The organism is Motilimonas thetidivivens, from assembly GCF_046452435.1.
Classification (GTDB): Bacteria; Pseudomonadota; Gammaproteobacteria; order Enterobacterales; family CBDFNC01; genus Motilimonas.
The window spans coordinates 56323-83312 of record NZ_JBKFDK010000003.1 but is presented as its reverse complement, the minus strand read 5'-3'; the positions used below and the strand labels follow the sequence as shown (position 1 = coordinate 83312).

Sequence of the window (26990 nt, the reverse complement as noted above, 5' to 3'; positions counted from 1 at the left end):
AGGTGAATTATGCGCACTCAAGTACGAAAAATCGGTAATAGTCTCGGCAATATAATCCCTGCCGCTTTCATCAAACAACTTGGCTTAGTTGAAGGGGCTGATATTGAGGTTAAAGCCGATGGGAATAAAATTATTATTGAGCCAATCAAACGTCAGAAGAAGCGCTTTCCGTTTAGTGAACAAGAGCTATTGAATGGTTTAGATGCTCATACAGCTCATGCTGATGAATTGGCGTTTGTATCGGATAAAGAGTTGGGCGAGTAATGGCGCAGTATGTACCTAAACGTAATGAAATTGTTTGGCTAGATTTTGAGCCTGTGAAAGGCAAAGAGATCGGGAAGTATCGCCCTGCATTAGTCCTTTCAAGTAAAGAATACAATCAGCAAACCGGGTTGTTAATTTGCTGCCCGATTAGTACCAGTATTCGAGGTCAAGCTACCGAAGTGCCAGTGAATAACCTCGATAAACCAAGTGTTGTTGCTTCAAGTTTAATCCAGACTCTTTCGTGGAAAGACCGCAGTGCGAAGAAAATTACCACTGCTGAAAATGGTGTAATGGAAGATGTTTTGCTACGGCTTATCCCGTTGATTGGCGCTGAATCGTTATTCGATGAGTAGATTGTTTTGATCGAATGTTTCCCACTACAGATGAATTACCGGAAGGTGGTTTAGGTAAACTCATCAAAATCAGTAAAACTGATCCAACGTTAAAGTGACTACACAATAACTGCTTGGTTGGCCTTGTTTTTTTACGCTCTTCATAATCTTGGCTACACTATCCGTATGCCACTTAAAATCCTAAGACTATGAAGCCAGCTAAATTACCCGATAATGAACTTGAACGCTTACAAGCCCTCTATCAATATGATGTGCTTGATACCGACGCTGAGCGTGTATTTGATGATTTAACCGAGTTAGCATCGCAGATTTGCGAAACGCCGATTTGTCTCATTAGTTTAGTGGACCCAGATAGACAATGGTTTAAATCTAAAGTGGGTTTAGATGCTCAGCAAACGAGTCGTGAAATTGCTTTTTGCTCTCATGCTATTTTACAAGATGAATTATTCGAAGTGCCCAATGCATTAGAAGATGAACGCTTCTTTGATAATCCACTGGTGACAAGCGCACCTGATATCCGTTTTTATGCCGGTATGCCACTAAAAACACCATCTGGCCATAATATTGGTACGCTTTGTGTTATCAGTGAGCAGCCAAAAAAGCTCACTAAGCAACAGCGTCATGCTTTGGCTATTTTAGCGCGTGAAGTTATTTCTCAGCTTGAGCTACGAATTCAAAATAAAAAACTCGAGCTAGCAAACAGCTTTAAAACCCAATTCCTTTCGAATGTCTCCCATGAAATTCGCACGCCATTAAATGCAATCATTGGCTTGTCAGATTTACTGCTGCAACATAAATCCTTGTGCGATATTGACCAACAGGCAAAAGACTACATTCAACAAATCGCCTTTAGCGGTGATCGCTTATTAGGCATTATCAATTCGGTGCTCGATTTAGGCAAAATTGAATCCGGTAACATGGAGCTTGAGCCCTCGCCAATCAATTTAGTTGAAGTGCTTGATAAAAACACCGCCTTACTCAATATCAAAGCACAGCAAAAAGGCGTGATAATTGAATCCAGCAATGGTTTACCCGAGCCAACCATGGCTATGATGGATGCAACTAAACTGTCGCAGATTTTTTCAAACCTACTTAATAATGCTATCAAGTTCACTCCCGAACATCGCCACATTTTTGTGAACTATCATCTCATTAACAGTGACTTAATCATCGAAATCAAAGATCAAGGTGTGGGTATTAGTCAGGCCGATCAAGCTTGTTTATTTGATAAGTATGTACAAGTGGGTAAACATAAATCAGAGCAAGAAGGCACTGGTCTTGGCTTATCCATCACCAAAGGATTAGTTGAATTAATGGGCGGCAATATTAGTTTAATCAGTGAATTAGGCCATGGCAGCACCTTTCGTGTTTGCTTACCGCTGACGCTGATTGAATCACCTGAACAACCCGCCATTGCTCAATATCAAGGTAAATTGCCCTGCGATCTACGGGTGTTAATTGTTGAAGACAACAAGGTAAACCAAATCGTACTGCAAGCATTACTGGATAATATTGGTGTCAGTCATGACACAGTTGATACTGGTGAGGCTTGTTTAAACCAAGTGCTTCAGCACCAGTATGATTTGATTTTAATGGATATTAATTTGCCGGGCATCAGTGGCCTTGAAGCCACTAAGCAGCTGAAACAAGACAATTACTCGAGTAAGATTGTCGCGCTAACAGCCGATGTTTTTTGCCGTAATGAAGAAAAAGCCCTATTTGACGATTTCTTAACTAAGCCGATTCAGATTGAAGGTTTACGCCAAGCACTCAACAAATTATTTCACGCTAGACTAAGCTAACTGCTCAGCTCTTCTTTAACGTGTACTGATTAACGATTTCGCGCTAAGGGTTGCCCAGCCAGCTTTTCAATTAGCGCATCACCGGCTGGCCAATCACCAAATCCTGCCTCGGTATGAAAATGATCTGCCCCTTTAAAAAAGGCAAGCTCACTACCCCAACACTGCGCAAAATGTTCACTGACTTCGGCTCGCGCATGGCCATCGTTATCACTGTAAGCCAAAATAGACGGAAACCAGAGCTTTTGCTTGGCTTGAGGACGCTGAACTTGAATGGCTTTGACGGCGGCATCGCTATCAATATCAGCGGGAGCCACTAATAAAGCCCCTATTACATTCGGATTTTGATACTGCTGCGCCCATTGCACTATGGTATTGGCACCGCAGCTGTGGCCGACCAATATCACCTTACCTGATACTTGCGCTAAGGTGTTTTCTAAGCCTTGGATCCAAGTTTCACGCACAGGTGAAAGCCAATCCTGCTGCTGAACCCTTAAGGTATGTTGAAATTTCTTTTCTATGTAAGTTTGCCAGTGCTCTGGACCGGCATTGGTGTAACCAGGGACATTTACCAGGGTAATCTTCATCGCTGACTGTCGCTTATTAACTAATGACTATGGGCCACGCCATTCTAACAAGCTCCATGCATATTGAGCTAGTTTGTTGGTCTATTTTTGTGGGATTTGAGCAAGCCTTGGCAACCCGAGATGCTCACAAAGCTTACCCATCACAGTCCCCGCTTGTTTGCTTAACGCTTTGTTTTCGTTTATTTAAATTGGCAAGTTAGATGTTTAGCAAGCGCAGGGTTTAAAAGTGTCATCCATTAAACCCAAATAAGCATGATGGCATAATTTTATATGTGTGTCATGTATCTTAAATAACGTTTGACCCAATTGTGTTTTCTTCTCAACCCATACCGCGCGCAAAAACAGAGATTGTCTCAATTCCTGAACACTGCTACTATTTACTGTATATTTATACAGGTTTAATATCAATGCGTATCATCCCAATCAAAGTGGCCTGTGGGATCACGGGGTTTGAATCTCCTGCGGCTACCTATACCGAACAAAGATTAAGCTTAGATGAGCTTTTGATTGAACATCCTAATGCCACCTTCATTGGCCGCGCTTGCGGCGACAGTATGCGCAATGTCGGCATCATGGACAATGATATTCTGATTGTGGATCGCGCTTACCGCTATAGCCATCTTGATGTTATCGTGGCCAACTATAACGGTAATTTTGTCTGTAAAATCCTTGATCTTAACAAGCGAATGCTACTTTCTGGCAATGATGAAGAAGTGCCCGTAACCATTACCGAGCATGATGAATTCTCCATTGAAGGCGTCGTCACCCGCTCGGTTCGTTTGCACAAGCCTAGCCACTTACTGCTGGATTAAGCGATGTTTGCCTTAGTTGATATTAACGGTTTTTACGCCGCCGCCGAAGCGGTGTTTGATTTGTCATTGCGACGTCGCCCTGTGATAGTGTTAACCAATAACGATGGCTGTGTTTGCGCCATGAATAGCCGCGCCAAAGCCCTAAATATCCCCCGCTTTGCCCCATATTTTAAGGTTAAAGATCGCTGTCAGCAGCATCAGGTAGCCGTGCGCTCCAGCAATTATGAACTCTATGCCGACTTATCCGCTCGCTTTAGCCAAACTTTGGCGCAGTTTTGCAGCAATATGCATGTTTACAGCATCGACGAAGTGTTTCTTGATTTAACAGGCATGGCGCCTTTGTGGCCCAATTTTGAACAACTTGGCCACGCTATTCGCCGCTGTATCTGGACTCAGCTACGATTACCTGTGAGCGTCGGCATTGCCAATACTCTAACCTTAGCCAAAGCGGCCAATCACGCGGCGAAAAAGCTAGCTGGCTATCAAGGGGTTTGTGTTATTCATAATGACCAACAGCGCCAAGCTATTTTAAGGCAAATGGAGCTTGAAAATATCTGGGGGATAGGTCGGCGATTAGCCAAAAAACTACCGCTATTACACATAAATAATGGCTTAGAGCTAGCGAACATGAAGCCCGAGATAGCCAAGGCACAAGTGAATATAGAGCTGGCGAATACGGTGCGCGAGCTCAAAGGCGAAGCGGTTAAAAGTTGGGATCAAGTCAGGGCGAATAAACAACAAATTTTCTCCACCCGAAGTTTTGGTGAACGGGTAACGGATCGCACCAGTCTTAATCAAGCACTGGTGCAACACGGCGCGATTGCAGCCAAAAAAGCACGCCAGCAAGGCAGCTTATGCCGCTATATGATGGCCTTTGCGGCAACCTCTCCCTTTGATGCTAACCCTATGTCATTTAAGCTATTTCATACCTTCGCCCAAGGCACAAATGACAGCGCGGTCATCGCCAAAGCCCTGAGCGCACAGCTGGATAAACTGTATCAACCGCAGGTGCCTTATTATCGAGTCGGGGTCGGTTTGTTAGAGCTAATTGATGAGCAGCAACAGCAGCTGGATTTGTTTTGTGTTGAACGGGCCAACCCCGCGTTAATGCGCTGTATGGATCAAATCAATCAACGCTTTGGTCAGGTAATGCAACTGGCCGGCGAAGGCATCAGCAAACCTTGGGCCATGCGACGAGCCTTTTTATCGCCGCAGTATACAACCCGTTGGTCTGATATCCCGCAGATCCGCTGCTAAACCGCCCAGCTACGATTTGCGGTCGCGTTTTTAACTAAACTAGGTAAAATGTGGCCAGTATGATTCAAATTGGAATGTTATTGTTATGTCATCATTAGCCGATCAGCTACTCAAGTCAGGGTTAGTTTCCAAGCAAGCCGCGCGCAGTGCACAATCTGAAAAGCGCAAAAAACAAAAACAGAAAAAGAAAAAAGGCACGGTTGAAAAAACCGAGTTGCAACTTGAATTAGAGCAAGCTGCAGCAGCGCAAAAGCAAAAAGACGAGGCATTAAATGAAGCCCGTAAAGCCGCCGCCGCTGAAAAAGAGCGCCAAGATCGCGTCAAACAAATCATTTTACGCAACGCAATTAAAGATATTGAAGGCGACGTTGAATACAAGTTCACCTATGACAAAGTCATCAAATCCCTGTGGGTGACAGCCAAAATCCAACAGGATTTAGTCAAAGGTCTATTAGCGGTCGTCACCTTAGATGAGCGCTTTTACGTAGTACTAGACCAAGTCGCACAACGCCTGGACAGCATAGATGCCAACGCGGTCGTGCTACTACATGAAAAAACCGCTGCCACCCAAACCGAAATTGAAGAAGAAGACCCTTACGCGGGTTATGAAATTCCAGATGATTTAATGTGGTAATTACGCAAGCCGCGAACCAACAGCAAGCGCCATTTCTGTTGGCTCGCGGCCGATTATGCTGACTTATTCGGGCTCATCCGGATCGTCCATTGGCTCCAGACTGAGTGATAATCCCGATGACGTTTTCATCGTCGTTCCATCTTGCTCTTGCTCTAACGTTTCTTCACCTTGGCCTTTATGATGCAATTTAAAGCGCAGCCGTAGGTTATTCGGTGAATCAGAGAATTTAATCGCTTCTTCTTCGGTGATTCGGCCTTCAAGGGTTAAATCAAACAGCGCCATATCGAAGGTTTTCATGCCCAGCTCTTTGGACTTCTCCATCACTTCTTTAAGTAAACCAAAATCGCCCCGTTGCACCATATCCCTTACTGTTGGGCTGCCTAACATGACTTCCACCGCCGCGCAGCGCTTACCGTCAACCGTTGGCACCAAACGCTGCGATACAAAGGCACGTAAGTTATTACCTAAGTCATTAAGTAGCTGTGGGCGGCGCTCTTCAGGGAAGAAGTTGATGATCCGATCAAGGGCTTGGTTAGCGTTATTGGCATGCAGGGTCGATATTGCCAAATGACCCGTTTCAGCAAACGCCAAGGCATGCTCCATGGTTTCCCTATCGCGGATCTCACCAATTAAGATAACATCAGGCGCTTGGCGCAAGGTGTTCTTGAGGGCAGCGTGGAAACTGCGAGTATCAACACCCACCTCGCGTTGGTTAATAATACTCTTCTTATGCTGATGAACATATTCGATGGGATCTTCAATGGTGATGATGTGACCACCTTGGGTCGAGTTACGATGATCAATCAAGGCGGCCAAAGAGGTCGATTTACCCGAGCCCGTACCACCAACAAACAAGACCAATCCGGTTTTGGTTAAAATTACTTCCTTTAACACTTCGGGCAGTTTGAGATCTTCAAACTTTGGAATGTCCATTTTAATGTTACGCGCCACAATGGAAATTTCATTACGCTGCTTAAAAATATTGACGCGAAAACGGCCAACACCATGAATCGATAGCGCCAAGTTCATCTCGAGCTCTTGCTCAAAAATGGCTCGTTGCTCGCTATCCATGATCGAATCGGCAATGGCCTGAATTTGCCCTGGTTCAAAACGGGTTTTGTCGATGGGTTTTAATACCCCTTGAAACTTACCGCATGCTGGTGCACCAGTAGAAAGGTAAAGATCCGAGCCATCGTGGCTAGCTAAGACCTTTAACATTTGTTCAAATTCCATATATTACTCCGCGCTAATTACTTATGCACTGACTCATTATTTAGCGTTAATTAATGAATCAGATCACTTACTTTGACCTGCCGTTTTAATCAAGTCATCAAACTGGTGTTTAAACTTAAGCATGGCCTGCTCAGTTTCTTTGGTTAACTGGGGGTTAACTAATTCAATGGGATTACGCTCAGCCAAATGCAATTTGGTCAGAGAGGCCCCAAACTCCTGCTTAAACATTTGGTTATATTCACCCGATTGGTAAACACGATTAAGCCCTAATTCAACCCGCTTGGCGAGTTCGGGATTCGCTTTATTAACAAAATAAAATAGCGGAAATGGGTAGTAAATCATCATGCTATCTTCGATTGCCAAACCTTTATTAGGGTGACTCTCAAACTCTTGCACTATCTCATTGGCACCACGAGAGAAACAATCGAAGCGACCAACACTAAGCTGATCGAATAAAATGGCATACTTGGTGCTTTTCCATAAGGTTAAGCCATTGGCTTCCATGATAGAGGTATCAGGCCAGTCTTGATGCTGGCCAATCACCAATTTAGAGCCGACCAGCTGGTTCAAGTTAGCGATGCCATTAAATAATGACTGTTTACCTTGCTGAATAAGGCAAACACGGTAACTTAGCAAGGTACCTGTAACAGGAAACCGTACCGGAATGGCCACGGTTTCACGGAATTTATTGGGTCCAAACACAGCAATGTCAATATTAGGACTTTGCGCAAGAAAGCGGATCACACGTCCCTGCTCCATCGGATCAGAAGCCACAAGCTCATAATCACCGTATTCGGGCTTAGTTACATCCAATGCTTTGATCAACAATTGCGGCACTATGTTATTGGGATGAGTTAAAAGCTGATCCCATACCGTAATGGTTTGTTTGGCATAGGCTACAGGGCTCATCCACCATAACCAACAGAGCAAAAATAGGCCAATATAAGTACGCATAAAACACCTTTTGTTGCAACAATCGTTAAAGTTTATGCTTGATCTAGTAAAAAGCAGCAGTCTATTAAATAATAGACCGTGACAACAGATTCAAAACCGATACAGAGTAATTAACGTGATCTTGCTGACAAAGCGCAAAAAAAACATGGGAAAATCAGTGCTTAGCTTTTGTTATTAAGAAAAAATCGCACTCAAAGAACCAATCAAGGAAAGCTATGCAACGCATTATCGCCTTAGTCGAAGATGAGCCAACCATTGCAGCCAATTATCAAGCCTCTTTTCAACGCTTAGGTTTTACCGTCCATGTCTTTGCCACGCGCAGTGAAGCACTTAATTATTTTGTCGAGCATGGTTTGCCCGATTTAGCCATTATCGATGTTGGCTTAGCCGATGAATATGAAGGCGGATTTGACCTCTGCAGGCAGTTACGCGAGCAGTCAGCTACCTTACCCATTATATTTCTCACCGCGCGTGACAGTGAGCTAGATGAAGTGTCGGGGTTACGACTCGGAGCCGATGATTATTTAACCAAAGACATTAGCCTAACCCAAATGATCGCCAGAGTGAAAGCCCTGCTCAGGCGGGTTGATGCCCTTGAGCAACGCGGCAATCAAAATAGTGACACGCTGATCCGCGGTGAAATGGAAATAAACAATCTCACTATGACCATTACTTGGGGTCAGCAACCGGTAGAATTAACCCTGACCGAATTTTGGATTGTCCATGCGCTTGCTAAGTACCCCGGTCAAGTTAAGTCGCGCCAACAGCTGATGGACGCCGCCAATGTGGTGCAAGATGACAACACCATCACCACACATATCAAACGGATCCGTCGTAAATTCAAGCAGATCGACGACAATTTTGATCATATTCGCACCGCTTATGGCATGGGCTATCGCTGGAGTGCACAGTGAAATTAAAGACCCAGCTATTACTTATCTCAATTGTTATGCTGGGCCTTCCTTGGGCGGGTTGTCAAAGCATTAAGGAAATTACTCAAGTCTTGGCCACCAGCCAAGAGCAAATGTTAGCGAACTCCTTGGCGAGTGCAGCCCTAGTGTTACAACAGCAACCCAGTGCACTGCGCCAGCCTCACCCGAGCACATTTGGCGCCGCTGTTTATGCGGTTAAAGCTAAAGATCAAATACAATTAGACGGTTACGCCAACGATTGGCAACAACCACAGCCACCAAGCCTGCAATGGCAAGCGAAACCGCAGCAAAAAGCGCTCAAACTCAGCGCCCAGATCCAAGATAAATATTTGTATCTATGGATCCAACTCAACACAGACAAACCCCGTTACAATCAGCCCCAAGCAACCCAGTGGCAACAAATCGTACTGCAAGGGTTAAATCAACAAGGGGAGATCATCCACTACCCGATTCAAGTATCAGGCGCGGGCGAATTCTACCTGAATGCAACCAACGCAAAGACCACAAGTCGTCATCAAGCCTTAGGTTTTTGGCGTGAAAATGAACAAGGCGCGGATATCGAGCTAAAGCTACCCTTCAGTGATTTTGCTCAAGGGTTAGGCCTTGATTGGCAAATCTATCAACGTGAATTCAGTAAAGCTATCAACGCCCACCCACTTGCTGACGTGGAAGACAGTGTCAGCGAGAAGAAGATCTTCAGTCTTGGAACCCAAGGCAGTTTACGGCCACTATTACATCAAAATGATGAGCTCACCGCCTTACTGACACCGCTAGTGCAACAAGGGATCCAATTAGCCTTGGTCGATCAACAAGGCTGGTTATTAAGTGAGGTCAGCGGACCCAAAGTTAATCGAGATATCCCCGGTTTTTGGTTGATGGAAAAAGTGTACGCTTGGCTACAACAAAACGACACCCAGCCGCAATGGCGAGATTTGTTTGAGCGAAATCAGCTGGTATATCCCGAATTTGTCAGCCAATTTAAACAGCCCACTTGGTTTAAACAGGGCTATCGCAGCCATCTGTTAATGGTTGAACCAATACAAGTTAATCAACACAGCCAATATTACCTCATCGCCAGCCAAGGCGGTGAGGTATTGATCCGCCTCGCGGGTAGCAGTTTCAATCGTCTATTGTTTATCAGCTTGATCGCATTTTGTGTCATTGTGTTAGGGCTGCTAAGTTATGCCACTTGGCTCACCTGGCGCGTCAACCGCCTCAGTGCCAGCGCCGCAGCGCAAATGAATCAAGATAGTGAGTTTAACGGCAACTTGCCGCTGATGCAGAGTCAAGATGAGCTAGGTGAGCTGGCACGTAATTTCAATCAACTCTTAACGCTCAAACAACAACAAACGGATTATCTCAGTAGCCTTGCCTCAAAGCTATCCCATGAACTGCGTACCCCTCTGGCGGTGATCCGCTCATCACTGGATAACTTAAACCACCTTGGCGTTAGCCATGACGAACAAAGCATATTCATCACCCGAGCTAGCGATGGTTGTCGTCGTCTGAGCCAAATTATTACCGCTATGAGCGAAGCTAAGCGACTTGAACAAAGTTTAAATGATTTTGAATGCGACCAAGTAAAGGTAGCCGAATTACTTCACGAGCTAAGCCAAGCCTACCAGCACACTTGGCCAGAGCAACGGATTGAGTTTATCAATCAACTTGACGATGACTTTACTGCGTGGATATACCCAGAGCTAGTGGTGCAAGCGCTGGATAAACTAGTAGACAATGCCATCGACTTTGCCACGCCAGGGACAACCATCACCCTAACCCTAAGCAAAGATGAACTAAACTGGCAGATAAACGTATACAACCAAGGACAAGCGCTACCAGAACAACATGGGCTCACGATCTTTGATTCGTTAGTGTCAATGCGCAGTGATGAAATGCCCAAGGCCGAGCCAGACAAGAGCCACCTTGGCCTAGGTTTATATATAGTGAGCATTATCCAAAAGCATCATCAAGGCACGTGCAAAGCCTACAATGCCCAGCAGGGCGTGGTGTTTAGTTTGCAATATCCACTCGTCAGCAAGGGGGAAGCAATATCGAAACCTTAGCCGTCAAACCCAGCACTAAGCGCAATGCCTATACCTTAACCTATGGCAGTGCCATTGCTTTAATGTTGTTGATTTCCGCTATGCTGGCTTGGCCGCAATATAGCCTAAGCCTGCTGTTATTATTGCTAGCAGCGTTTATTAGCATGATGCTTGGCATCGCCAAAATAGTAGAGCCTGAAATCAGCATCAAATTAGATGAGACGGGCTTAACGTATTTTCACAGTAAGGGTAGCTTTACATTGGCATGGCAGGATATTCAACGCGTCGATATCCCCACCTTAGGTTACCCATCACAACAGCTTGCCTATTTAGGCATCAAGCTGAGGCACCCTGAAGCACTGCTTAACACGATATCGCCCCGTTTATGCAGTCACTTTATTGTTGAGCAACGGGCTTTACTCATTTTAGCCATGCGCCATCACAGCGATTGCCCTAGCTGTGCGAGCGATCATTTATTTGATGTCCGTGATTTTATCAGCCCAAATAAAACCCGCTACCGCGGCCTTAATGCCATGTTAGGGCATCGCATCACCTTGCTAAACCAACTCTTGGGTTATCACATCTACCTCAGCAGTAATTGCCTAGATCGGCCGATTGAGGATTTCCTGCCTTTAATACGCCAATACCAACAACAGGCCTTATCAGAGGCATTAACAGAGTCTTAAACAGAGACCTTAAAGCGGAATAAGCTAGCGACGGTTACGTTCACTCAGCTCCCCCATGTTGCCACAAACAACATAAATCAAACCTAAATTTAAGCAAATTCAAATCACGGTAACTACAATTTACATTAAATAAACATGAAGATGGGTAGACAATGACAAACGTACCGTCCTGCGCAATGCCAAGATTAAAAGTAGTCATCGTCACTTTAGGGCTGTTCATCCTGATCATGACATTATTGTATGCCACCTTTATGCGAATACATGGTACCCGGTCAAATTTAGAAGCCTTCACCCAATTAGAAATAAAGAAAGCAAATTACCTAAACCAAGCTATCTATATCACAGGTTACGGTGGCTTTATCCATAATTTCAAAAATGCCGTGCTACGTCATAATCCAGATTATTTAATCAATGCCGAAATACAGGTCAAACAAAGTCTTGAAGCGTTAGATCGTTACCTTGCATTATCTCCAGAGCATGTTAACCAAGTACTGGATATACAAACCGTCATCAACAACTACCGCAATAAGCTGCCGATTTTGCGGGCCATGATAGCTCAAGGAGCCAGTATCAGTGAAATTGACCAGCAAGTTAAGGTTGATGACACCTTAGCGGTGAACGCAATAAAGGAAATATTAAATAGCCACCAGCAGCACCCTTTAGCCATGCTAAAACAGATGGGGGAAGACTACGATGCAATCACTAAGCAACTCTTATTAATTGTTAATATATTGTTTATTGTCAGTATCTTAGCCATAGCCTATATGCTGTTTGGCTACAAAAAACTACGCATAGCCTACATCGAAAAAGAGATTATTTTTAGCTGTGCGCCCAGTGCTATTATCACCGCCAATGAAAATGGGGTGATCACCCAAGCCAATCCCAGCGCCATGGAACTATTTCATTTCGACAAATCAGCCTTAGGCAGTCTGAGGATTGATGATTTGGTTCCTGATGATATAAGGCAAAAGCATATTCAGCTTCGCAACGAGTTTCAGCGCTCTGAGCGAGTAAAACCCATGGCCGATCGCAGTCGCAGCTTTACCGCTAAAAAAATCAGTGGCGACATCTTTCCAGCCAACATAGCAATTGCGACCTATCATGCCGACAATAGCAAGCACAGTATTGTGGTCATTGATGATTTATCCGAACGTGAGAAAATAAAACAACAAGCCTGTACCGACGCCTTAACGGGGATCGCTAATCGCCACGCAATTAACCAACACTTAAAGCAAATTCTCAACAAAATCCAACGTGAACAGCACCCAAACAATGCACACCATGATAATCAAATGGCCTTTGCTATTGCCATGATTGATATCGACTTCTTTAAGGATATCAACGATGAACACGGACATCAGACCGGCGATTTAGTGCTGCAACAACTCGCACATTTGATCCAACAAAATATTCGCGCTGTCGATTTCGTTGGCCGCTGGGGCGGCGAAGAGTTTATCTTAGTACTTGAGCAAGTGAATTTGGCTACGGCTTGTAAGTTGATAGATAAAATGATCAAAATCGTGAAATATTCAAGCCAACGTCCGCCCTTTCCGGCTGCAATCACCATCAGTGCGGGGGTCACGGAGTATGAATACGATAAAGATATCAAAACCTTGATAGCAGAAGCCGATCAAGCCCTCTATCAAGCCAAAAATGCAGGCCGAGATCAGGTGGCTGCATTTTCGTTCCAGCCCTTATCGCAACAGCAGATGCGCTAACTCATCTAAGCTGGCCACTTGATAATCAGGCTCATCGACCTCGGTATGGGAGAAAGGTTTGCCGGTGTGATTTAACCAACAGGTTTGCATGCCTAGGCGCTGTGCACCCAGCACATCGGTTTCTAAATTATCGCCGACCATCAGAACTCGCTTGGGATCTTGTACATCAAACTGACGTAGCGCATGCTGAAAGATGGCGGCATCGGGTTTAGCCGCGCCGACTTGCTCAGAAATAATCACATGATCAAACAAGTGAGTTAAGCCATGATGATGCAGTCGAGTATGCTGCATTGCGGTAAATCCATTGGTGATAATGGCCAGATTAGCGCGTTGTGCTAGCCCCATTAACAAGGATTTTGCACCAGGTAGCAACTCACAAATTTGCGCCATGATGGCAATAAAACGATCATTTAAACTTGCCGCACTCACCCCTAATCGCAAGGCTAGCCCCTCAAAGCGCTGACACTGCAACGTACTAGCGGAAATAGCCCCCGCTTGATACGCTTGCCATAAGGGCAAATTGGTCTGCTGATATAGCTTAAAATCGCCATGACTAAAAGGCTCACCAAACTCAGCCATCAGCTGAGTTAAACCAGCAAAAGCATCAAATTTAAACAAGGTATCGTCGGCGTCAAACACCACCCAATCAAATTGCATCGCTCACCTGCTGATATAGCTCACTGTGGATAAGGGGCGCCAAGGCCAAAATACACGCTTGTTCATAGACACTGGTGCGTGAGGCTTGATGCGCGGTGAGCAAAGCTATGGCACCGCCTTGTTGCTTAATGTTAGTAGTATTAAACAAACGATCCATCACGTTACCGAGCTCTTCTCCTTGTTCTAAAGCTTGGTAAACCCGGCTCGGTAATGGCAGCTGACAGCTGCGGCCCACGGATTGCTGGGTGCCATTACTGATCACCACATAAGCAAACGTCGCCGGACCATCGATAAAATTATCCACGCCGCCTTCAATCGCCACAAACAAATAGCCTTGGTAATGCAAAGCGCAATATTGACAGCGATTCACGGCCCCCAAACGGGTTTCAGCGTCTGTCATGGGCTGCTCGGCAACACCAGAGGGTGCAACGACACCTTGGACTTTCACTTCATAGTCAGGGAAAAGCTTAGCTATTGCACCGCGAGCAGCGGCTATTTTAACGGGGTTAGTTGATCCCACCACCACTTGCAAACTCGGTGGTAATGACGTTGGCGAACAAATAGAGGTCATCAAGGGCCTATAGACAATTAAGAAAAATAAAACAATGGAGAGCCAAATAGCGGTTATTTTACCTGTACCAAGCCAGCAATAACAATGGCCATAAAAACAAAGGGCCGCAGCAGCGACCCAAAGATAATCAAATAAGCAGTTAGCTTAAAACCTAGCTAGCCTTTTTTTCATCCGCTTCACACGCCGCTGCGGTAAACACCACGTCGGTGGAGCTGTTAAGGGCTGTTTCAGCTGAATCTTGGATCACACCTATGATAAAGCCTACTGCTACCACTTGCATCGCCACATCGTTACTGATGCCAAACAAGCTACAAGCAAGTGGAATAAGCAATAATGAACCACCGGCTACACCCGATGCACCACAGGCCGATACCGCCGCTAACACACTCAAAAGCAAGGCTGTCATTAAATCTACTTCAATGCCTAGCGTATTCACCGCAGCCAACGTCAGCACAGTAATAGTGATTGCCGCACCGCCCATGTTCACGGTTGCGCCTAGTGGAATAGACACAGAATAGGTATCTTCATGCAGCTTTAAGCGCTCACACAACGCCATATTCACTGGGATATTGGCCGCACTTGAACGGGTGAAGAACGCCGTCACGCCACTTTCACGTAAACATTGCAGCACTAAAGGATAAGGATTACGTCTAATTTTAACGTAAACAATCAATGGGTTTACTACCAGAGCAATAAACAACATGGCGCTAAGTAAAACCGCCAGCAGCTGCACGTAACCGGCAATGGCCGCAAAACCTGTAGTGGCAAACGTACCTGCTACCAAACCAAAGATACCGATAGGTGCAAGGCGAATAATGAAACGCACTATGCTTGAAACGCCATGGCTGACATCCAAAAACACTTGCTTAGTGGCTGAGGTCGCATGGTGTAGCGCAAAGCCTAGACCCACACCCCAAGCCAAGATACCGATGTAATTGCCAGTTAGCAGTGCATTAACAGGATTATCAACCAGTTTAAATAGTAAGGTATTTAACACCTCACCTATGCCTTGCGGTGGATTTGTGCCTTCTACGCCCGTGACCAGTACCAGCGTGGTCGGAAAAGCAAAACTAAACAGCACAGCGGTAAGCGATGCTGCTAGCGTACCAACAAGGTACAGCATGATAATCGGCTTCATACTGGTGTGGGCATTACGCTTTTGGTTAGCGATGGAGGCCGCCACCAACACAAACACTAAAATCGGTGCAACGGCTTTTAGCGCACCAACAAACAAGTCCCCTAAAAACGCCAGTTGCAGGGCCGCATCTTTAGAAATGCTGGCAATCGCCACACCGGCTACTATCCCTATAATGATTTGCAGCACTAAGCTGCCATTTGCCAGCTTGGCAAACAGTGAGTTTGATTGAGTCATTTTCCACCCTTAGCGCTATTGTGAAGTGCTCTACCGCTATTAACAAAGTAATAACATGCAAAACACCCAAATAGCAGTTGTTAGTTTTATGTATTGCATTTGCAGCAGCTTTTTTATCCAACAAAATCAGATAGAGCAATACTCAGACCAAACAATATTCAAAAAATTTGAGCTTGCGCAAAACGGACAGAGGAAACAACTAAATTAACCCGAAGTTAACAGTTGTATCCTCTAAAAGTGAAAAAATAGCAGAGGATTAGTTGATATTAGCTTAGCCAGCTAATTTCATAGCTAGTGTATTTGCGCAGGTTGATCACCCCCGTATCCAATATCAGATATTGGCCCTTGATACCCAATAAAGTGCCACTGACATCTGGCGACTTATCTAAGTTAAAACTGCTGATCTTGGTTGGATATTGCTCGACCGGATAACGGATAGATTGCAGCGGCAAATCCACTGGGGTAATGGCATCTTCGCCATATTGCTCGGTTAGATGAGCCAGCTGCTGCGCTATTTGCGGTAACAATTGCTGCGCTGTGGCATGCAAGTCAATATCCGCAGCATCGCCCTTTAACAAGGCGCGCCAGTTGGTTTTATCCGCTACTAGCTTGGCCAGCTCAATTTCCACCAATCCCGATAGCAAACGGCTTTTCACTCTTAAGATAGCCAGGGCTTGCGTCGCACCTTGATCTATCCAGCGGGTGGGGATTTGGCTATGACGGGTAATGCCCACTTTAAGCCCAGACGTATTGGCCAAATAGACAAAATGATCAGTCATGCAAAACTGCTCGGCCCACTGCGGCTCGCGGCAAGTCCCTTGCTCAAAGTGGCAAGTCTCAGGCTTCATAATACACATGTCACAACGCGCGAGCTTTTTCATGCAAACAAAACAATGTCCCTGTGAATAGCTTTTCTTGGTCTTTTTAGCACAAGCATCACAATAGATGTTGCCGGTATGGCTAAAGCTAATCACTTGGCCGATAAGTGGGTTTAAATGTAGCTCTGTAACATCCGATTGATGACTGATAGGCAGATAATATTGTGCCTCATCATCAAGCAATTCGGTGCGCATTTTGCTAATAGTGCCTGTGATAGAATTTGTCATTACTTCATTGCTCTTTTTTAAAACAACAAAGCCCGACATTATCGGGCCTTGAAAATAGTATTATTAAAATCTGCTAGCTGATGGCAATAGCGGATTAAGCTTCGCCTTGACTGCGCAGGTAGTCATCATAAGTGCCTTGGAAGTCAACAATACCGTTTGGCGTTAACTCGATAATACGCGTTGCCAGTGATGATACAAACTCGCGGTCGTGGGAAACAAACAATAGCGTGCCTGCATAATTTTCTAATGCTAAGTTAAGTGACTCAATGGTTTCCATGTCCATGTGGTTGGTTGGCTCATCCATCACTAAGATATTTGGCTTTTGCATGATCAACTTACCAAACAACATACGCCCTTGCTCACCACCCGATAATACGCCAACGGTTTTCTTGATATCATCTTGTGAAAACAACATACGGCCTAAAATGCTGCGTAAGGTTTGCTCATCATCGCCCGGTGAAGACCATTGACCAATCCAGTCCAGCAAAGGAATATCCTCACTAAAGTCATGGCTGTGATCTTGCGCGTAGTAGCCAATTTGCGCATTTTCAGACCACTTAATCGTGCCTTGTTTTGGTGTTAAATCACCTACTAGACATTTTAGCAACGTGGTTTTGCCAATACCGTTGGGGCCGATGATCGCAATGCGCTCACCCACATCTACCATCAGATCTAATCCGGCAAAAAGCGGCTCATCAAAGGCATGGCCTAAACCACTTACTTCTAGGGCTTGGCGATGCAATTTCTTTTCTTGCTCAAAACGAATAAACGGACTTTGACGGCTTGATGGTTTAACCTCATCAAGCTGAATTTTATCAATTTGTTTAGCACGCGATGTGGCTTGCTTCGACTTTGAAGCGTTAGCCGAGAAACGGCTTACAAAGGTTTTTAGCTCAGCAATTTGCGCTTTCTTCTTGGCGTTATCGGCCAACAAACGCTCTCTTGCCTGCGTCGCCGCGGTCATATACTCATCATAGTTACCGTGATAAAGGCGCACTTCACCGTAATCGAGATCGGCCATGTGGGTACACACACTGTTTAAAAAGTGACGGTCGTGGGAAATAATGATCATGGTGCAGTTACGCTCTTTCAGCACGCCTTCTAACCAACGTATGGTGTTAATGTCCAAGTTGTTGGTTGGCTCATCAAGTAACATGATGTCGGGATCCGAGAACAGCACCTGAGCCAATAACACACGCAGCTTCAAGCCCGGCGGAATTTCACTCATCAAACCATAGTGTTGTTCAACTGGAATGCCTACCCCGATTAAGATTTCTCCGGCGCGAGATTCAGCGGTATAACCATCCATTTCGGCGTATTCGGCTTCTAAATCACCGGCGCGAATACCGTCTTCGTCGGTCATCTCTGCCTTGGCGTAAATCGCGTCACGCTCTGACTGCACCGCCCATAATTCGGTATGGCCCATGATCACCGTATTGATCACACTAAACTCTTCATAAGCAAACTGATCTTGCTTTAATTTACCGATACGCTCATTGGGGTCTTTCGACACACTGCCAGAAGAAGGCTCTAAATCGCCACCCAAGATCTTCATCAGGGTTGATTTACCACAGCCATTAGCACCAATTAAGCCGTAACGATTGCCTTCGCCAAACTTGATATTTACATTTTCAAACAGTGGCTTAGAGCCAAATTGTATGGTCAGATTTGCAGTAGTAAGCACAGTGATCCCAAACTAAATAAAAGGTTAGATGATAAAATAGCCGCGCATTATGTCACACCCTGTCTGGACATGCGATAGGCCAAACTAAAAAGCCAGCTCACGTCCTCGGGCAAGCTAGCTTGAACCTAATTACTATATTAAACGTAACCCTTAATTATGCGTAACCGATAATTATCCGTAACTAATCAATATCCCAACAACGAGCTTAGTATTAATGAATCAAGTGTTAGCCAAAAAATTACTACACAGTAAGTGGACCAAGGTCAGTCCCACGCACAAAGAAAAGCACTTTATCATCTCCGAGGTAGAATACGACGAAGACAACAAGGTAGTGCGCTGCGTGATCCAAGCTGTTTATAGCAATAACGAATATGAAATCGACTGGCGAGAACTAAAACAAGCAAAGCAATGGCGCACTGGTTGGTGTTAACACCAAGTATCAATTGCCAAGGCTAAACACACAGACAATGTGTTAATATCTGCATCCTATAATGCACCATTTAATGAAACACGTGTTAAACCCATGACAAATATCCTCTATTCGTTTCGCCGCTGCCCTTATGCCATGCGCGCTAGACTTGCCATCGCCGCCAGTGGGCAACGCGTGCAACTACGCGAAATTGTGCTCAAACATAAACCCCCAGAAATGCTCGCTATCTCACCTAAAGGTACCATCCCCGTGCTACAACTTGAGAGCGGTGCCGTCATCGATGAAAGCCTAGACATCATGCTGTGGGCCCTGCAGCAAGAGGACCCGCTTGGCTTACTTAAAGTAAGCCTAAATGACGATATGGCGCTCATCAAACAAAACGATCAAGACTTTAAACCTTGGTTAGATAAGTATAAATACGCCGATCGCCATCCTGAGCTAAGCCAAGCCGATTACCTCGCCAACGCGTGTGAGTTTATTGCACAACTAGAAAGCGGCTTAACCGAGCACCGGTATTTAACGGGTAAACAACTGAGTCTGGCCGATCTGGCCATTGCGCCTTTTATCCGCCAATTTGCCATGGTCGATAGCAAATGGTTTGAAACCGCGCCTTATCCCCTCGTTCGCAACTGGTTAAACAGTATGATCAGCAGTGAGCTATTTAAATCGATCATGAAAAAATACCCAACTTGGTTAGAATCAGGCCAAGCCTTTTCCTTTCCAGAACAACCAACAGCGTGAGCTAAAAATGAATAAACCCAGTAACGATAAACCCGTGCAAGCAAACAACCCCTTGCATGGCATTACCCTAGAAAAACTCCTCACCGAAATGGTCGACTATTATGGTTGGGATGAGCTCGGCAAACGCATCAACATTCGCTGTTTCACCCACGATCCCAGCATCAAATCCAGCCTAAAGTTTTTACGTAAAACACCTTGGGCCAGAAGCAAAGTGGAAGCCTTGTACCTGATCATGCGTCAAAAGCCTTGGTAACCGTCCTAGGCAAAACTTGGCAAACATCAAAACTATAATAAAATGATGATGCTATGATTTTTTATTTTGACAATGAAGGACCAACAAGGATTAACCATGAACGAACTAATCACCCAAACCATTGCATTACTTGGCGGCAAAGAAAACATCACAGCCATCGATCACTGTATTACTCGCGTGCGCCTAAAAGTAAGAGATGACAGTAAAGTCGATTTTGACGCCTTGAAAAAGCATTACGACAGCGCGGTAAAAGGCATGACCGAGCACAGCGTGCAGCTTGTCGTAAACCAATACAAGCACGAATACTCAGCCGCCGATATCGCAAGCTTACTGATTAACGAATAACGCCAAATGAGCGACTGCTCGTTATTAGTGTTGGTACAAGGCTGGTTTGAAGCCAGCCTTGATCTTCAATAACCCAATTCATCTACTCGTGGTTTGTCAGCCTGATTTATATAAAAAATTATGCGACGTAGCAGCCACTAGTCCAATCTAGCTGTACTTGGCAAGTCAATATTACTCAATGTTTTTACTCGCTAAACTAAGAGCTAAACAAATAACCTCAACCATTTATGTCACCGCTGGATTTAGCAAATCAACTCCCATAAAAGCATCATCAAACTGAAACACAATTTACATCTTAGCGCTATACCCTCTGACCCGCTCAACCTTCCATGTTTAATCAATACATAACTAAAAAAGGCAATAAAATGACGGTAAAAATAGGGCTTTCTAGTTTAGCGATAGCGTTTCTACTCAATAGTGGTTTAACCCAAGCCAACACACCCATTGTTGCTCATGTTTCCCAACAACAAAGTAGTTCACCACTTCCCTATCAAGTATTACGAAACGATATTGTAAATGCTGCCAAACCCAATCAAATGCTTGAGATCCGCAATGGCGGCTTTGGCTCAGATATGACGGCGCATCCAACCAATAAAAATCAATTTTATGCCTTGACCGATCGTGGCCCCAATGCCACCTATGAAAAAGGTGAACATGGAAAAGGAAAAATTTTTCCCACCCCAGATTACACTCCGCGCATTGGCTTGTTTGAAATTAATGCCACTGGCAAAGTAACCCTTATTCGAACTATTTTATTAAAACGACCCGATGGCACTCCCATCACGGGGCTGCCAAATCATTCTGGCTTGGGCGGCACTGGCGAAACGCCTTACGACACAAAAGGCCAGCCCATTACGGAAAACACGGATAAACCATTCAACTCACAAACCAATCCTCTCAAACTCGATGATTTTGGACTCGATGGTGAGGGACTTGTTGCTTTAAAAGACGGGACATTTTGGGTTAGCGATGAATACGGCCCACATATAGTGCATTTCAACAGTGATGGTGTTGAACTTAACCGCATCAATCCCTTTAGCAATGACAAGCGCACCCAACTAAACCTACCTGCCGAGTTTGCCAATCGACGCCCTAACCGTGGTATGGAAGGCTTAACCGTTACGCCAGACGAGTCCACATTAGTCGGTATAATGCAATCAACCATGCATAATCCAGACAAAACAGTCAAAGATTTGAATCTAGTTAGATTGGTCACAATTAACCTAAGAACAGGGGAAATCGGCCAGTACCTCTACCAACAAGAGAAAAATCAAAACGCTAACTCGGGTATTGTTGCGCTCTCACCAAACGAATTCTTAGTGATTGAACGAGATGGTGCATTTTTACGTGATGATCCTAAGGCCATGAAACACATTTATCGTATTAGCCTAGCTAACGCGACGAACTTAGAAACCATTATAAGTGGCGATTCCTTAGTCCAAGATGAAAAACTCGGCCTAACGATACAAGGAAAAACCCTTGAGCAAACGGTAATGGAGCAAGGTTGGAAGGCATTAGCCGCACACCAGATAACACCAGTAAGTAAAACACTTGTCGCTGACTTAGTGAAAGAACTGAATTATCCCCACGATAAACTAGAGGGTTTATGGCTAATCAACCCCACCACCCTTGGGGTGCTCAATGACGATGATTTTTCTACTTGGTCAAGCAAGGGCAAACTTGAGCAAAAATACCTTGATAAAGATAATCAAGTGATTGATACAGGAACCCTTTACATCATTGATTTATATTAAATCACTGAGCCCTTGAGTTGATGTTAATGCTGTTCAAGGGCTTAACATTTTTTTATAAGCATTTAAAACTGGCTAAAAAGCCATAACTGGGCTGTTTGAAGCTGTCATATTTTAATGGCAGCTATAAAAAAATTAACTCGTTTCAACCTGCTCTACCTGATTTTCTTGCGCCATCTACGTACGCACAATTTGCTCCATCTCGGCGAGAATATGGGCAGGCACCCATATAGAATAGCGCTTTTAATGCGGCAGACACGTCACCTGCAAAGAATACAACTGTAGATGTAAAAGCTAGTAAAAACATATATCCCCAAGCCATCGGAAAGCTCAATACACCAACAAAAAAGGTTAGCAATTTTTAGACATGGATTTACTAAGATCTGGGCCATTTTCGATGCGATAAGTTTGATGATCGATGGAGGTATCGTGACTTAACTTACCCGGCTCAGCCACCTTATTATATTGATATTTTGTTGGATTAAGCCAATTGATATCCCCCCATGGCAGTTTCGCCTTGGTGATGACGGATTTAAAAAAGCTATCATTGGCTGCCGGCGCAGGATTTGGCCCTTGGCCATGATAGGCCGTGTTTGCGTATTCGCGGTTAGGTGAGTGATACAAGGACATTCGATTCAGCAATTAAGTCACAAAAAGATAAAGCATTCTAACCCAACACTATTAACAATAAATCTATAACCCAGTTATCACCAGCTAACATATTGAATTTAAATCACGATTATTGTGTCTAAATATGGCTAAACCAAGGCGTAGAACCCTTGCCGACTTCCCTTACGATGCGGTAGGAGCGGTTTTTAAACCGCGAATAAATATAGCGACAAAGCCAAAAACACACTGTGGAAACCAATGATTCGCGATTTAAAAATCTCCTACTTAGCCACATTGAGCTGGTTTAGACGAGCACGATAAACGGCTTCATTTAACTTATCCTGTTGTGATAATACGTCTTCTATTTGATCTTTAGTCAGCTCCCGCCAGTATCTTGGGTTGCGTCCAGAGCGCTCATCAAAACGTCTTGTGGTGGCATCTTGTCTGCGCCAGTATTCCAGAATAGGAATATCAGGAAGAGGGCTGGTTACATCCATATAACGTTGAATAAAATCCCAAGTTACATAGGTATCGATAAGAGTGCGATCAGCACCCAAACGCCCTCCATCAATTTTAATCACTGGGTTGCTGTAGTGACGTAAGAGCAGAGGATGGCGAATAACGATACCCTGATGCCCCACTTGCGCCCAAGTTTCAGCCACGCACTCAGAGAAAGGAAAACAATGTTTTAAAGTGCCCGTTTCCGGCTCAAAGACCTTAACCTGACCAGAAACTCGGCAAAATTCATATTCCGTAGTAAAGCCACCAAACAGCTGTTGCCCAAAGTAGTGTAAAATGGCTTTGATCCCCCAATCAACGATAAAGCAGGGAAGCAAAATACTAAACAAAAATATCTTTGTCATGCGTATAACGCCAAACCAGAATTCATCTCCCATATGATAGGATAAATAACCAAAACCTAGGCATATAATCAAAAACAAAGGAGCGCCATAAAGGCTTATCACCCTTCCCAATCCAGATAGAGTCTGAAGTAGAAAAAACAATCCCCTCCTCTTCTCATAAGCTGGGACTCTTAGGTATTCATGATTAAAGCAAAGTGCAGATTCGCGTACTTGATTGAGCATTTCTTCATCTACATCTCCCTCTCTAATGAATTCTTCAATACTTTCCTTATTTAACCAGTTACCAGGTATGCCAGCATACAACTCTCGGGTCTTTTGCAAGGTTTCAGCAAGCAGCGTTGGCTTTTTAAGAACCAAGCTATTGGCAGTTTCCGATTTGTAACATTCGTTTGAATACACAGGCATACTCTACTCTCTCGTCATGACTGGCACGCCTAAAAGCTAACGCACTGATGAAGACGTGCACTTGGCTTGCAGGGCGAATGAAAACGTCAATCAGCTTGTCGATTTCAAACGCCTCGCGTAGCGAATCTAATGTGCATTTACCTACATGTTATTTTCCCCCGTAATCACATAGCAGTGAAATGATTAACTGATCACCACGTTTAGTTGCAATCTGTAACGGTGTATAACCTTTAGCGTCAACGGCATTGGCATCGGCGCCTTGCTCTAGGTGCTGCTTGGCAAGGGCCCAATCTCCATGATTGATGGCTTGATGTAGCGACATCACAAACTGGCTGGCATCATATTGGTTTATTAGATAACCGCAATGCTCACAGCTTGCTGCCAGCTTGGCAACCAACTCTTTACAGCTTGGACAGCGCTTTACCTTGCCGCTTTTTAAGGCTGCTGCCTCTTGCTCGGCTTTTAGGGCTTGTTGCTGCTTTTGCTGCTGAGTTTGCTGATCAAATAAGTCGGGGATGTCTTCCCAATTAAAGCGAGTCTGCTCTTTTTTTAATTTCTTGGCCACGCGCTGCTCAAACCATTTCGGTGACATTTTTTTCCATTTATCGGCCTTGCGGCCTGTGGCCTTATCATGGGCAGCGGTAGTCGCGTCTAACGGCCTAAAGGGCTCAAGCTGGGGGATATCGGGCAGCGGCTGGCTGACATCCATAAAACGTTGCAACATTTCCCAACAAAGGTAATGCTGCTGCGGCGTGGCCTGCAACTCACCGGTTAAGTTAAGATAAAATACTGCCTTTTGATTGCGGTGCACCACGGCCAAATTAGTATAAATTTGCCCTGAGGTGCTATCCACATGTAAATCGACAAAGGCGTCAAAATCGGTAAAGGGATAACTGACTAAACCGAAGCGCTTTTTTACTTTGACCATGCCAGTTTGGCGAAAAAAACCATCGCCATTATCGGTAGCAAACCATTCGGGGTGTTTTTCGAAATAGGAATAAAGAGTACGACAACAGATACCAAAAACTATAATTGTTAAGATAATTGTTAATTCTGTAGTAGTCATGAATATTGAATTATTTTTATCGGTCAAATACATAAGTATCAGCGCAATAAAGTAACAAACTCCCAAAAAACTATATACAAAGCCCCCTCCTAGAAAATTTACTATGAAAGCTGTATAACCCTTAACCCCTGTGTATTGAAGTCGCGTATGACTCCAAGAAGAGGCTTCTTCTCCTGTTTCCTCTGCGTCATAAATACGGTCGGCAATATACTGATAAGGTTCAACCTTAGAGTAATGCTGTGACCAAGGTAGCTTGATGCTTCCTTTGCTCCAAGTGGCGTAACGCAATCCTGTTTCTGGCCGTTTAACTTGGTTTGCTTTATCTTGTTGCCATGCGGTGGCACTGTAGTGTGTATCTAGCATCTTTATTCAACCTCACTGGTACAAGCGCTGCCCGCATGTTGCGCCTGCACGATCCGCTCCATCTCGACGAGAATATGGGCGGGCACCCAAGGGGCACTGACTGGGCGCTGGCCCCATACCATAAGTTGATATTCTTCTTCCATCTTGGGTAAAGGATTTCGCTTACTACGCCCTTCAAAAGAAAACAAATACTGGATAAAGCGGGTGGGATCTTGCTGGTCAATTTGCGCGGCCTTGGCATAGAGATCGCGCCAGTAAAAACGCTCTCGGCCACGATAACCCGCTTCATCCCAAGCTAGTGTGGTGGGGTCAAGATGGCGATAAGGCTCGAGCTCAGGAATATCAGGTAACGGTTTGGTGACATCCATATAGCGCTGCACCATGTCCCAAGCGGCAACGGCCTCATGCATAGAAGCGCCCGCCATAAGCACATCAATATCATGAGTTCGACGCCCCAATTTATCGGGGTATTTGTAACGCAGGGCTAAACGAAATTCATGGGTGCCATTTTGTTGGACGATGGCATTAATCACAGCATCAAAGTCGGTAAACGGTAACGTACCAAAGTCCGTGGTCATGTTACCCGTACAACGGTGTAAACCTATTTTTGACCAAATATAGGGGCGACAACTACGCACTGGTTGTTCCAAATATACTCGCATTACTGTAAAGAAAAGAAATATCACGAATGGATAAAATAACAACTTAATTGTAAATACAACGTCTCCTGCAAGGAAGGTCGCTATTGACGTTATAAAATGCACAAACATATACATCCAAGCCATCGGAAAGCTCAATACACCAACAAAAAAGGTTAGCAAATTTTTTGACATGGATTTACTAAGATCTGGGCCATTTTCAATGCGATAAGTTTGATGATCGATGGAAGCATCGTGACTTAACTTACCCGGCTCAGCCACCTTCTTAAATTGATATTTTGTTGGATTAAGCCAAGTGATATCCCCCCATGGCAGTTTCGCCTTGGTGATGACGGATTTAAAAAAGCTATCATTGGCCGCCGGCGCTGGATTTGGCCCTTGGCCATGATAGGCCGTGTTTGCATATTCGCGGTGAGGTGAGTTATACAAAGACATTCTGCTCAAACAATTAAATCACAAAAAGATAAAGCATTCTAACCCAATATTATTGATAACAAAATCTATAAGCCAGTTTCACCAGCTAACACATTGATTTTAAATTTAACTTACCATTATTGTGCCTAAATATGGCTAAACCAAGGCAGCGCCCTTGCCAACATCCTTTACGATGTGGTGGGAGCGGTTTTTAAACCGCGAATAATCAAACACTCCACGCGCTGTTTCGCGCAATAAATTGCGCTCCTACCTAAGCAAAAGATTGGCCCCATCAAAATCATAAGCCATCTTTACGCCGTTATTAGCTTTAGTCAGCAGCTCAATATCCTCGATATTTATTGGTTTTTGCCGAAAAAACCAACCCTACCATCAATGTTGAACTAGAGATCGCAAGCCGCTGGCTAGCCGC

26 protein-coding genes and 1 pseudogene are annotated in these 26990 nt (G+C 44.6%); 15 read left to right on the top strand and 12 right to left on the bottom strand.

Annotated elements, in window-relative coordinates:
• Window positions 1-9 precede the first annotated feature (9 nt).
• The 3 genes from ACK8OT_RS03585 (at window position 10) to ACK8OT_RS03575 (ending at window position 2419) form a co-directional block, all read left to right on the top strand.
• Window positions 10-264, top strand: a complete 255-nt coding sequence (locus ACK8OT_RS03585; protein WP_410195141.1) for an AbrB/MazE/SpoVT family DNA-binding domain-containing protein — start codon at window positions 10-12, stop codon at window positions 262-264.
• Window positions 264-617, top strand: a complete 354-nt coding sequence (locus ACK8OT_RS03580) for a type II toxin-antitoxin system PemK/MazF family toxin (protein WP_410195140.1) — start codon at window positions 264-266, stop codon at window positions 615-617. Before ACK8OT_RS03585 ends, ACK8OT_RS03580 begins: the two co-directional genes overlap by 1 nt.
• Before the next feature lie 188 nt (window positions 618-805).
• Window positions 806-2419 carry a GAF domain-containing hybrid sensor histidine kinase/response regulator gene (locus tag ACK8OT_RS03575; RefSeq protein ID WP_410195139.1) on the top strand — a complete coding sequence of 538 codons (1614 nt, stop codon included), beginning with the start codon at window positions 806-808 and terminating at the stop codon, window positions 2417-2419.
• Window positions 2420-2448: 29 nt separating this feature from the next.
• Here the strand turns inward: ACK8OT_RS03575 and ACK8OT_RS03570 are convergent, their stop codons facing one another.
• Window positions 2449-3003: an RBBP9/YdeN family alpha/beta hydrolase gene (locus ACK8OT_RS03570; RefSeq protein WP_410195138.1), complete on the bottom strand. Its 555-nt coding sequence runs from the start codon at window positions 3001-3003 to the stop codon at window positions 2449-2451.
• A gap of 407 nt (window positions 3004-3410) precedes the next feature.
• Between ACK8OT_RS03570 and umuD the strand changes: the two genes are divergently transcribed.
• The 3 genes from umuD (at window position 3411) to ACK8OT_RS03555 (ending at window position 5706) form a co-directional block, all read left to right on the top strand.
• Complete coding sequence (gene umuD, locus ACK8OT_RS03565; protein WP_410195137.1) at window positions 3411-3815, top strand: translesion error-prone DNA polymerase V autoproteolytic subunit; 405 nt, start codon at window positions 3411-3413, stop codon at window positions 3813-3815.
• Between the two features lie 3 nt (window positions 3816-3818).
• Entirely contained in the window at window positions 3819-5072 is a 1254-nt protein-coding gene (locus tag ACK8OT_RS03560; RefSeq protein WP_410195136.1) for a Y-family DNA polymerase, read from the top strand.
• An 85-nt stretch (window positions 5073-5157) separates the two neighbouring features.
• Window positions 5158-5706 carry a DUF2058 domain-containing protein gene (locus ACK8OT_RS03555; protein ID WP_410195135.1) on the top strand — a complete coding sequence of 183 codons (549 nt, stop codon included), beginning with the start codon at window positions 5158-5160 and terminating at the stop codon, window positions 5704-5706.
• A 63-nt stretch (window positions 5707-5769) separates the two neighbouring features.
• Here the strand turns inward: ACK8OT_RS03555 and ACK8OT_RS03550 are convergent, their stop codons facing one another.
• The gene (locus ACK8OT_RS03550; RefSeq protein ID WP_410195134.1) at window positions 5770-6939 is read right to left on the bottom strand and encodes a PilT/PilU family type 4a pilus ATPase; all 1170 of its coding nucleotides are present in this window, start codon (window positions 6937-6939) and stop codon (window positions 5770-5772) included.
• Between the two features lie 63 nt (window positions 6940-7002).
• Entirely contained in the window at window positions 7003-7893 is an 891-nt protein-coding gene (locus ACK8OT_RS03545) for a hypothetical protein (protein ID WP_410195133.1), read from the bottom strand.
• Window positions 7894-8108: 215 nt separating this feature from the next.
• On the opposite strand from ACK8OT_RS03545, the gene pdsR reads away from it, so the two are divergent.
• The 4 genes from pdsR to ACK8OT_RS03525 all read left to right on the top strand — a co-directional run bounded on the left by pdsR (window position 8109) and on the right by ACK8OT_RS03525 (window position 13271).
• Window positions 8109-8807: a proteobacterial dedicated sortase system response regulator gene (pdsR, locus tag ACK8OT_RS03540; protein ID WP_410195132.1), complete on the top strand. Its 699-nt coding sequence runs from the start codon at window positions 8109-8111 to the stop codon at window positions 8805-8807.
• Window positions 8804-10888, top strand: coding sequence for an ATP-binding protein (locus ACK8OT_RS03535; RefSeq protein WP_410195131.1), 2085 nt, complete (start codon window positions 8804-8806; stop codon window positions 10886-10888). Before pdsR ends, ACK8OT_RS03535 begins: the two co-directional genes overlap by 4 nt.
• 62 nt (window positions 10889-10950) lie before the next feature.
• Entirely contained in the window at window positions 10951-11553 is a 603-nt protein-coding gene (locus ACK8OT_RS03530; RefSeq protein WP_410195130.1) for a DUF2982 domain-containing protein, read from the top strand.
• A gap of 152 nt (window positions 11554-11705) precedes the next feature.
• Window positions 11706-13271 carry a sensor domain-containing diguanylate cyclase gene (locus ACK8OT_RS03525; protein ID WP_410195129.1) on the top strand — a complete coding sequence of 522 codons (1566 nt, stop codon included), beginning with the start codon at window positions 11706-11708 and terminating at the stop codon, window positions 13269-13271.
• On the opposite strand, the gene yjjG is transcribed toward ACK8OT_RS03525, so the two are convergent.
• The 5 genes from yjjG to ACK8OT_RS03500 form a co-directional block, all read right to left on the bottom strand.
• Window positions 13248-13928, bottom strand: coding sequence for a pyrimidine 5'-nucleotidase (gene yjjG, locus ACK8OT_RS03520; RefSeq protein ID WP_410195128.1), 681 nt, complete (start codon window positions 13926-13928; stop codon window positions 13248-13250). The two genes, ACK8OT_RS03525 and yjjG, sit on opposite strands and share 24 nt — an antisense overlap.
• Entirely contained in the window at window positions 13918-14499 is a 582-nt protein-coding gene (yjjX, locus tag ACK8OT_RS03515; RefSeq protein WP_410195127.1) for an inosine/xanthosine triphosphatase, read from the bottom strand. Before yjjX ends, yjjG begins: the two co-directional genes overlap by 11 nt.
• A gap of 151 nt (window positions 14500-14650) precedes the next feature.
• A complete protein-coding gene (gene sstT, locus ACK8OT_RS03510; RefSeq protein ID WP_410195126.1) occupies window positions 14651-15871 on the bottom strand; it encodes a serine/threonine transporter SstT in 1221 nt (406 codons plus the stop codon).
• Between the two features lie 266 nt (window positions 15872-16137).
• Window positions 16138-16977, bottom strand: a complete 840-nt coding sequence (locus ACK8OT_RS03505; RefSeq protein WP_410195125.1) for a DUF2797 domain-containing protein — start codon at window positions 16975-16977, stop codon at window positions 16138-16140.
• A 94-nt stretch (window positions 16978-17071) separates the two neighbouring features.
• Window positions 17072-18661: an ABC-F family ATPase gene (locus ACK8OT_RS03500; protein WP_410195124.1), complete on the bottom strand. Its 1590-nt coding sequence runs from the start codon at window positions 18659-18661 to the stop codon at window positions 17072-17074.
• 214 nt (window positions 18662-18875) lie between these two features.
• Here ACK8OT_RS03500 and ACK8OT_RS03495 point away from each other — a divergent pair, with 214 nt between their 5' ends.
• From ACK8OT_RS03495 to ACK8OT_RS03475, 5 genes and pseudogenes are all read left to right on the top strand, one after another.
• Window positions 18876-19091: a TIGR02450 family Trp-rich protein gene (locus ACK8OT_RS03495; protein ID WP_410195123.1), complete on the top strand. Its 216-nt coding sequence runs from the start codon at window positions 18876-18878 to the stop codon at window positions 19089-19091.
• Between the two features lie 93 nt (window positions 19092-19184).
• Window positions 19185-19832, top strand: coding sequence for a glutathione S-transferase (locus ACK8OT_RS03490; RefSeq protein WP_410195122.1), 648 nt, complete (start codon window positions 19185-19187; stop codon window positions 19830-19832).
• 7 nt (window positions 19833-19839) lie between these two features.
• Window positions 19840-20079: pseudogene (locus ACK8OT_RS03485) on the top strand (VF530 family protein); the annotation flags it as partial.
• Window positions 20080-20181: 102 nt separating this feature from the next.
• On the top strand, window positions 20182-20430 hold the full coding sequence (locus tag ACK8OT_RS03480) for a PTS glucose/sucrose transporter subunit IIB (RefSeq protein ID WP_410195121.1): 249 nt from the start codon (window positions 20182-20184) through the stop codon (window positions 20428-20430).
• Window positions 20431-20795: 365 nt separating this feature from the next.
• Window positions 20796-22184, top strand: coding sequence for an esterase-like activity of phytase family protein (locus tag ACK8OT_RS03475; protein ID WP_410195120.1), 1389 nt, complete (start codon window positions 20796-20798; stop codon window positions 22182-22184).
• Between the two features lie 348 nt (window positions 22185-22532).
• On the opposite strand, the gene ACK8OT_RS03470 is transcribed toward ACK8OT_RS03475, so the two are convergent.
• The 4 genes from ACK8OT_RS03470 to ACK8OT_RS03455 form a co-directional block, all read right to left on the bottom strand.
• Window positions 22533-22811, bottom strand: coding sequence for a hypothetical protein (locus tag ACK8OT_RS03470; RefSeq protein ID WP_410195119.1), 279 nt, complete (start codon window positions 22809-22811; stop codon window positions 22533-22535).
• Window positions 22812-23071: 260 nt separating this feature from the next.
• Complete coding sequence (locus tag ACK8OT_RS03465) at window positions 23072-24058, bottom strand: hypothetical protein (RefSeq protein ID WP_410195118.1); 987 nt, start codon at window positions 24056-24058, stop codon at window positions 23072-23074.
• 148 nt (window positions 24059-24206) lie between these two features.
• Window positions 24207-25487, bottom strand: a complete 1281-nt coding sequence (locus ACK8OT_RS03460; protein ID WP_410195117.1) for a zinc ribbon domain-containing protein — start codon at window positions 25485-25487, stop codon at window positions 24207-24209.
• Between the two features lie 2 nt (window positions 25488-25489).
• On the bottom strand, window positions 25490-26581 hold the full coding sequence (locus tag ACK8OT_RS03455; protein WP_410195116.1) for a hypothetical protein: 1092 nt from the start codon (window positions 26579-26581) through the stop codon (window positions 25490-25492).
• Between the last annotated feature and the right edge of the window lie 409 nt (window positions 26582-26990).

Coding starts and splice junctions, on each gene's coding strand:
- ACK8OT_RS03585 (WP_410195141.1), top strand. CDS start 10: ATGCGCACTCAAGTACGAAAAATCGGTAATAGTCTCGGCAATATAATC.
- ACK8OT_RS03580 (WP_410195140.1), top strand. CDS start 264: ATGGCGCAGTATGTACCTAAACGTAATGAAATTGTTTGGCTAGATTTT.
- ACK8OT_RS03575 (WP_410195139.1), top strand. CDS start 806: ATGAAGCCAGCTAAATTACCCGATAATGAACTTGAACGCTTACAAGCC.
- ACK8OT_RS03570 (WP_410195138.1), bottom strand. CDS start 3,003: ATGAAGATTACCCTGGTAAATGTCCCTGGTTACACCAATGCCGGTCCA.
- umuD (WP_410195137.1), top strand. CDS start 3,411: ATGCGTATCATCCCAATCAAAGTGGCCTGTGGGATCACGGGGTTTGAA.
- ACK8OT_RS03560 (WP_410195136.1), top strand. CDS start 3,819: ATGTTTGCCTTAGTTGATATTAACGGTTTTTACGCCGCCGCCGAAGCG.
- ACK8OT_RS03555 (WP_410195135.1), top strand. CDS start 5,158: ATGTCATCATTAGCCGATCAGCTACTCAAGTCAGGGTTAGTTTCCAAG.
- ACK8OT_RS03550 (WP_410195134.1), bottom strand. CDS start 6,939: ATGGAATTTGAACAAATGTTAAAGGTCTTAGCTAGCCACGATGGCTCG.
- ACK8OT_RS03545 (WP_410195133.1), bottom strand. CDS start 7,893: ATGCGTACTTATATTGGCCTATTTTTGCTCTGTTGGTTATGGTGGATG.
- pdsR (WP_410195132.1), top strand. CDS start 8,109: ATGCAACGCATTATCGCCTTAGTCGAAGATGAGCCAACCATTGCAGCC.
- ACK8OT_RS03530 (WP_410195130.1), top strand. CDS start 10,951: ATGTTGTTGATTTCCGCTATGCTGGCTTGGCCGCAATATAGCCTAAGC.
- ACK8OT_RS03525 (WP_410195129.1), top strand. CDS start 11,706: ATGACAAACGTACCGTCCTGCGCAATGCCAAGATTAAAAGTAGTCATC.
- yjjG (WP_410195128.1), bottom strand. CDS start 13,928: ATGCAATTTGATTGGGTGGTGTTTGACGCCGACGATACCTTGTTTAAA.
- yjjX (WP_410195127.1), bottom strand. CDS start 14,499: ATGACCTCTATTTGTTCGCCAACGTCATTACCACCGAGTTTGCAAGTG.
- sstT (WP_410195126.1), bottom strand. CDS start 15,871: ATGACTCAATCAAACTCACTGTTTGCCAAGCTGGCAAATGGCAGCTTA.
- ACK8OT_RS03505 (WP_410195125.1), bottom strand. CDS start 16,977: ATGACAAATTCTATCACAGGCACTATTAGCAAAATGCGCACCGAATTG.
- ACK8OT_RS03495 (WP_410195123.1), top strand. CDS start 18,876: ATGAATCAAGTGTTAGCCAAAAAATTACTACACAGTAAGTGGACCAAG.
- ACK8OT_RS03490 (WP_410195122.1), top strand. CDS start 19,185: ATGACAAATATCCTCTATTCGTTTCGCCGCTGCCCTTATGCCATGCGC.
- ACK8OT_RS03480 (WP_410195121.1), top strand. CDS start 20,182: ATGAACGAACTAATCACCCAAACCATTGCATTACTTGGCGGCAAAGAA.
- ACK8OT_RS03475 (WP_410195120.1), top strand. CDS start 20,796: ATGACGGTAAAAATAGGGCTTTCTAGTTTAGCGATAGCGTTTCTACTC.
- ACK8OT_RS03470 (WP_410195119.1), bottom strand. CDS start 22,811: ATGTCCTTGTATCACTCACCTAACCGCGAATACGCAAACACGGCCTAT.
- ACK8OT_RS03465 (WP_410195118.1), bottom strand. CDS start 24,058: ATGCCTGTGTATTCAAACGAATGTTACAAATCGGAAACTGCCAATAGC.
- ACK8OT_RS03460 (WP_410195117.1), bottom strand. CDS start 25,487: ATGCTAGATACACACTACAGTGCCACCGCATGGCAACAAGATAAAGCA.
- ACK8OT_RS03455 (WP_410195116.1), bottom strand. CDS start 26,581: ATGTCTTTGTATAACTCACCTCACCGCGAATATGCAAACACGGCCTAT.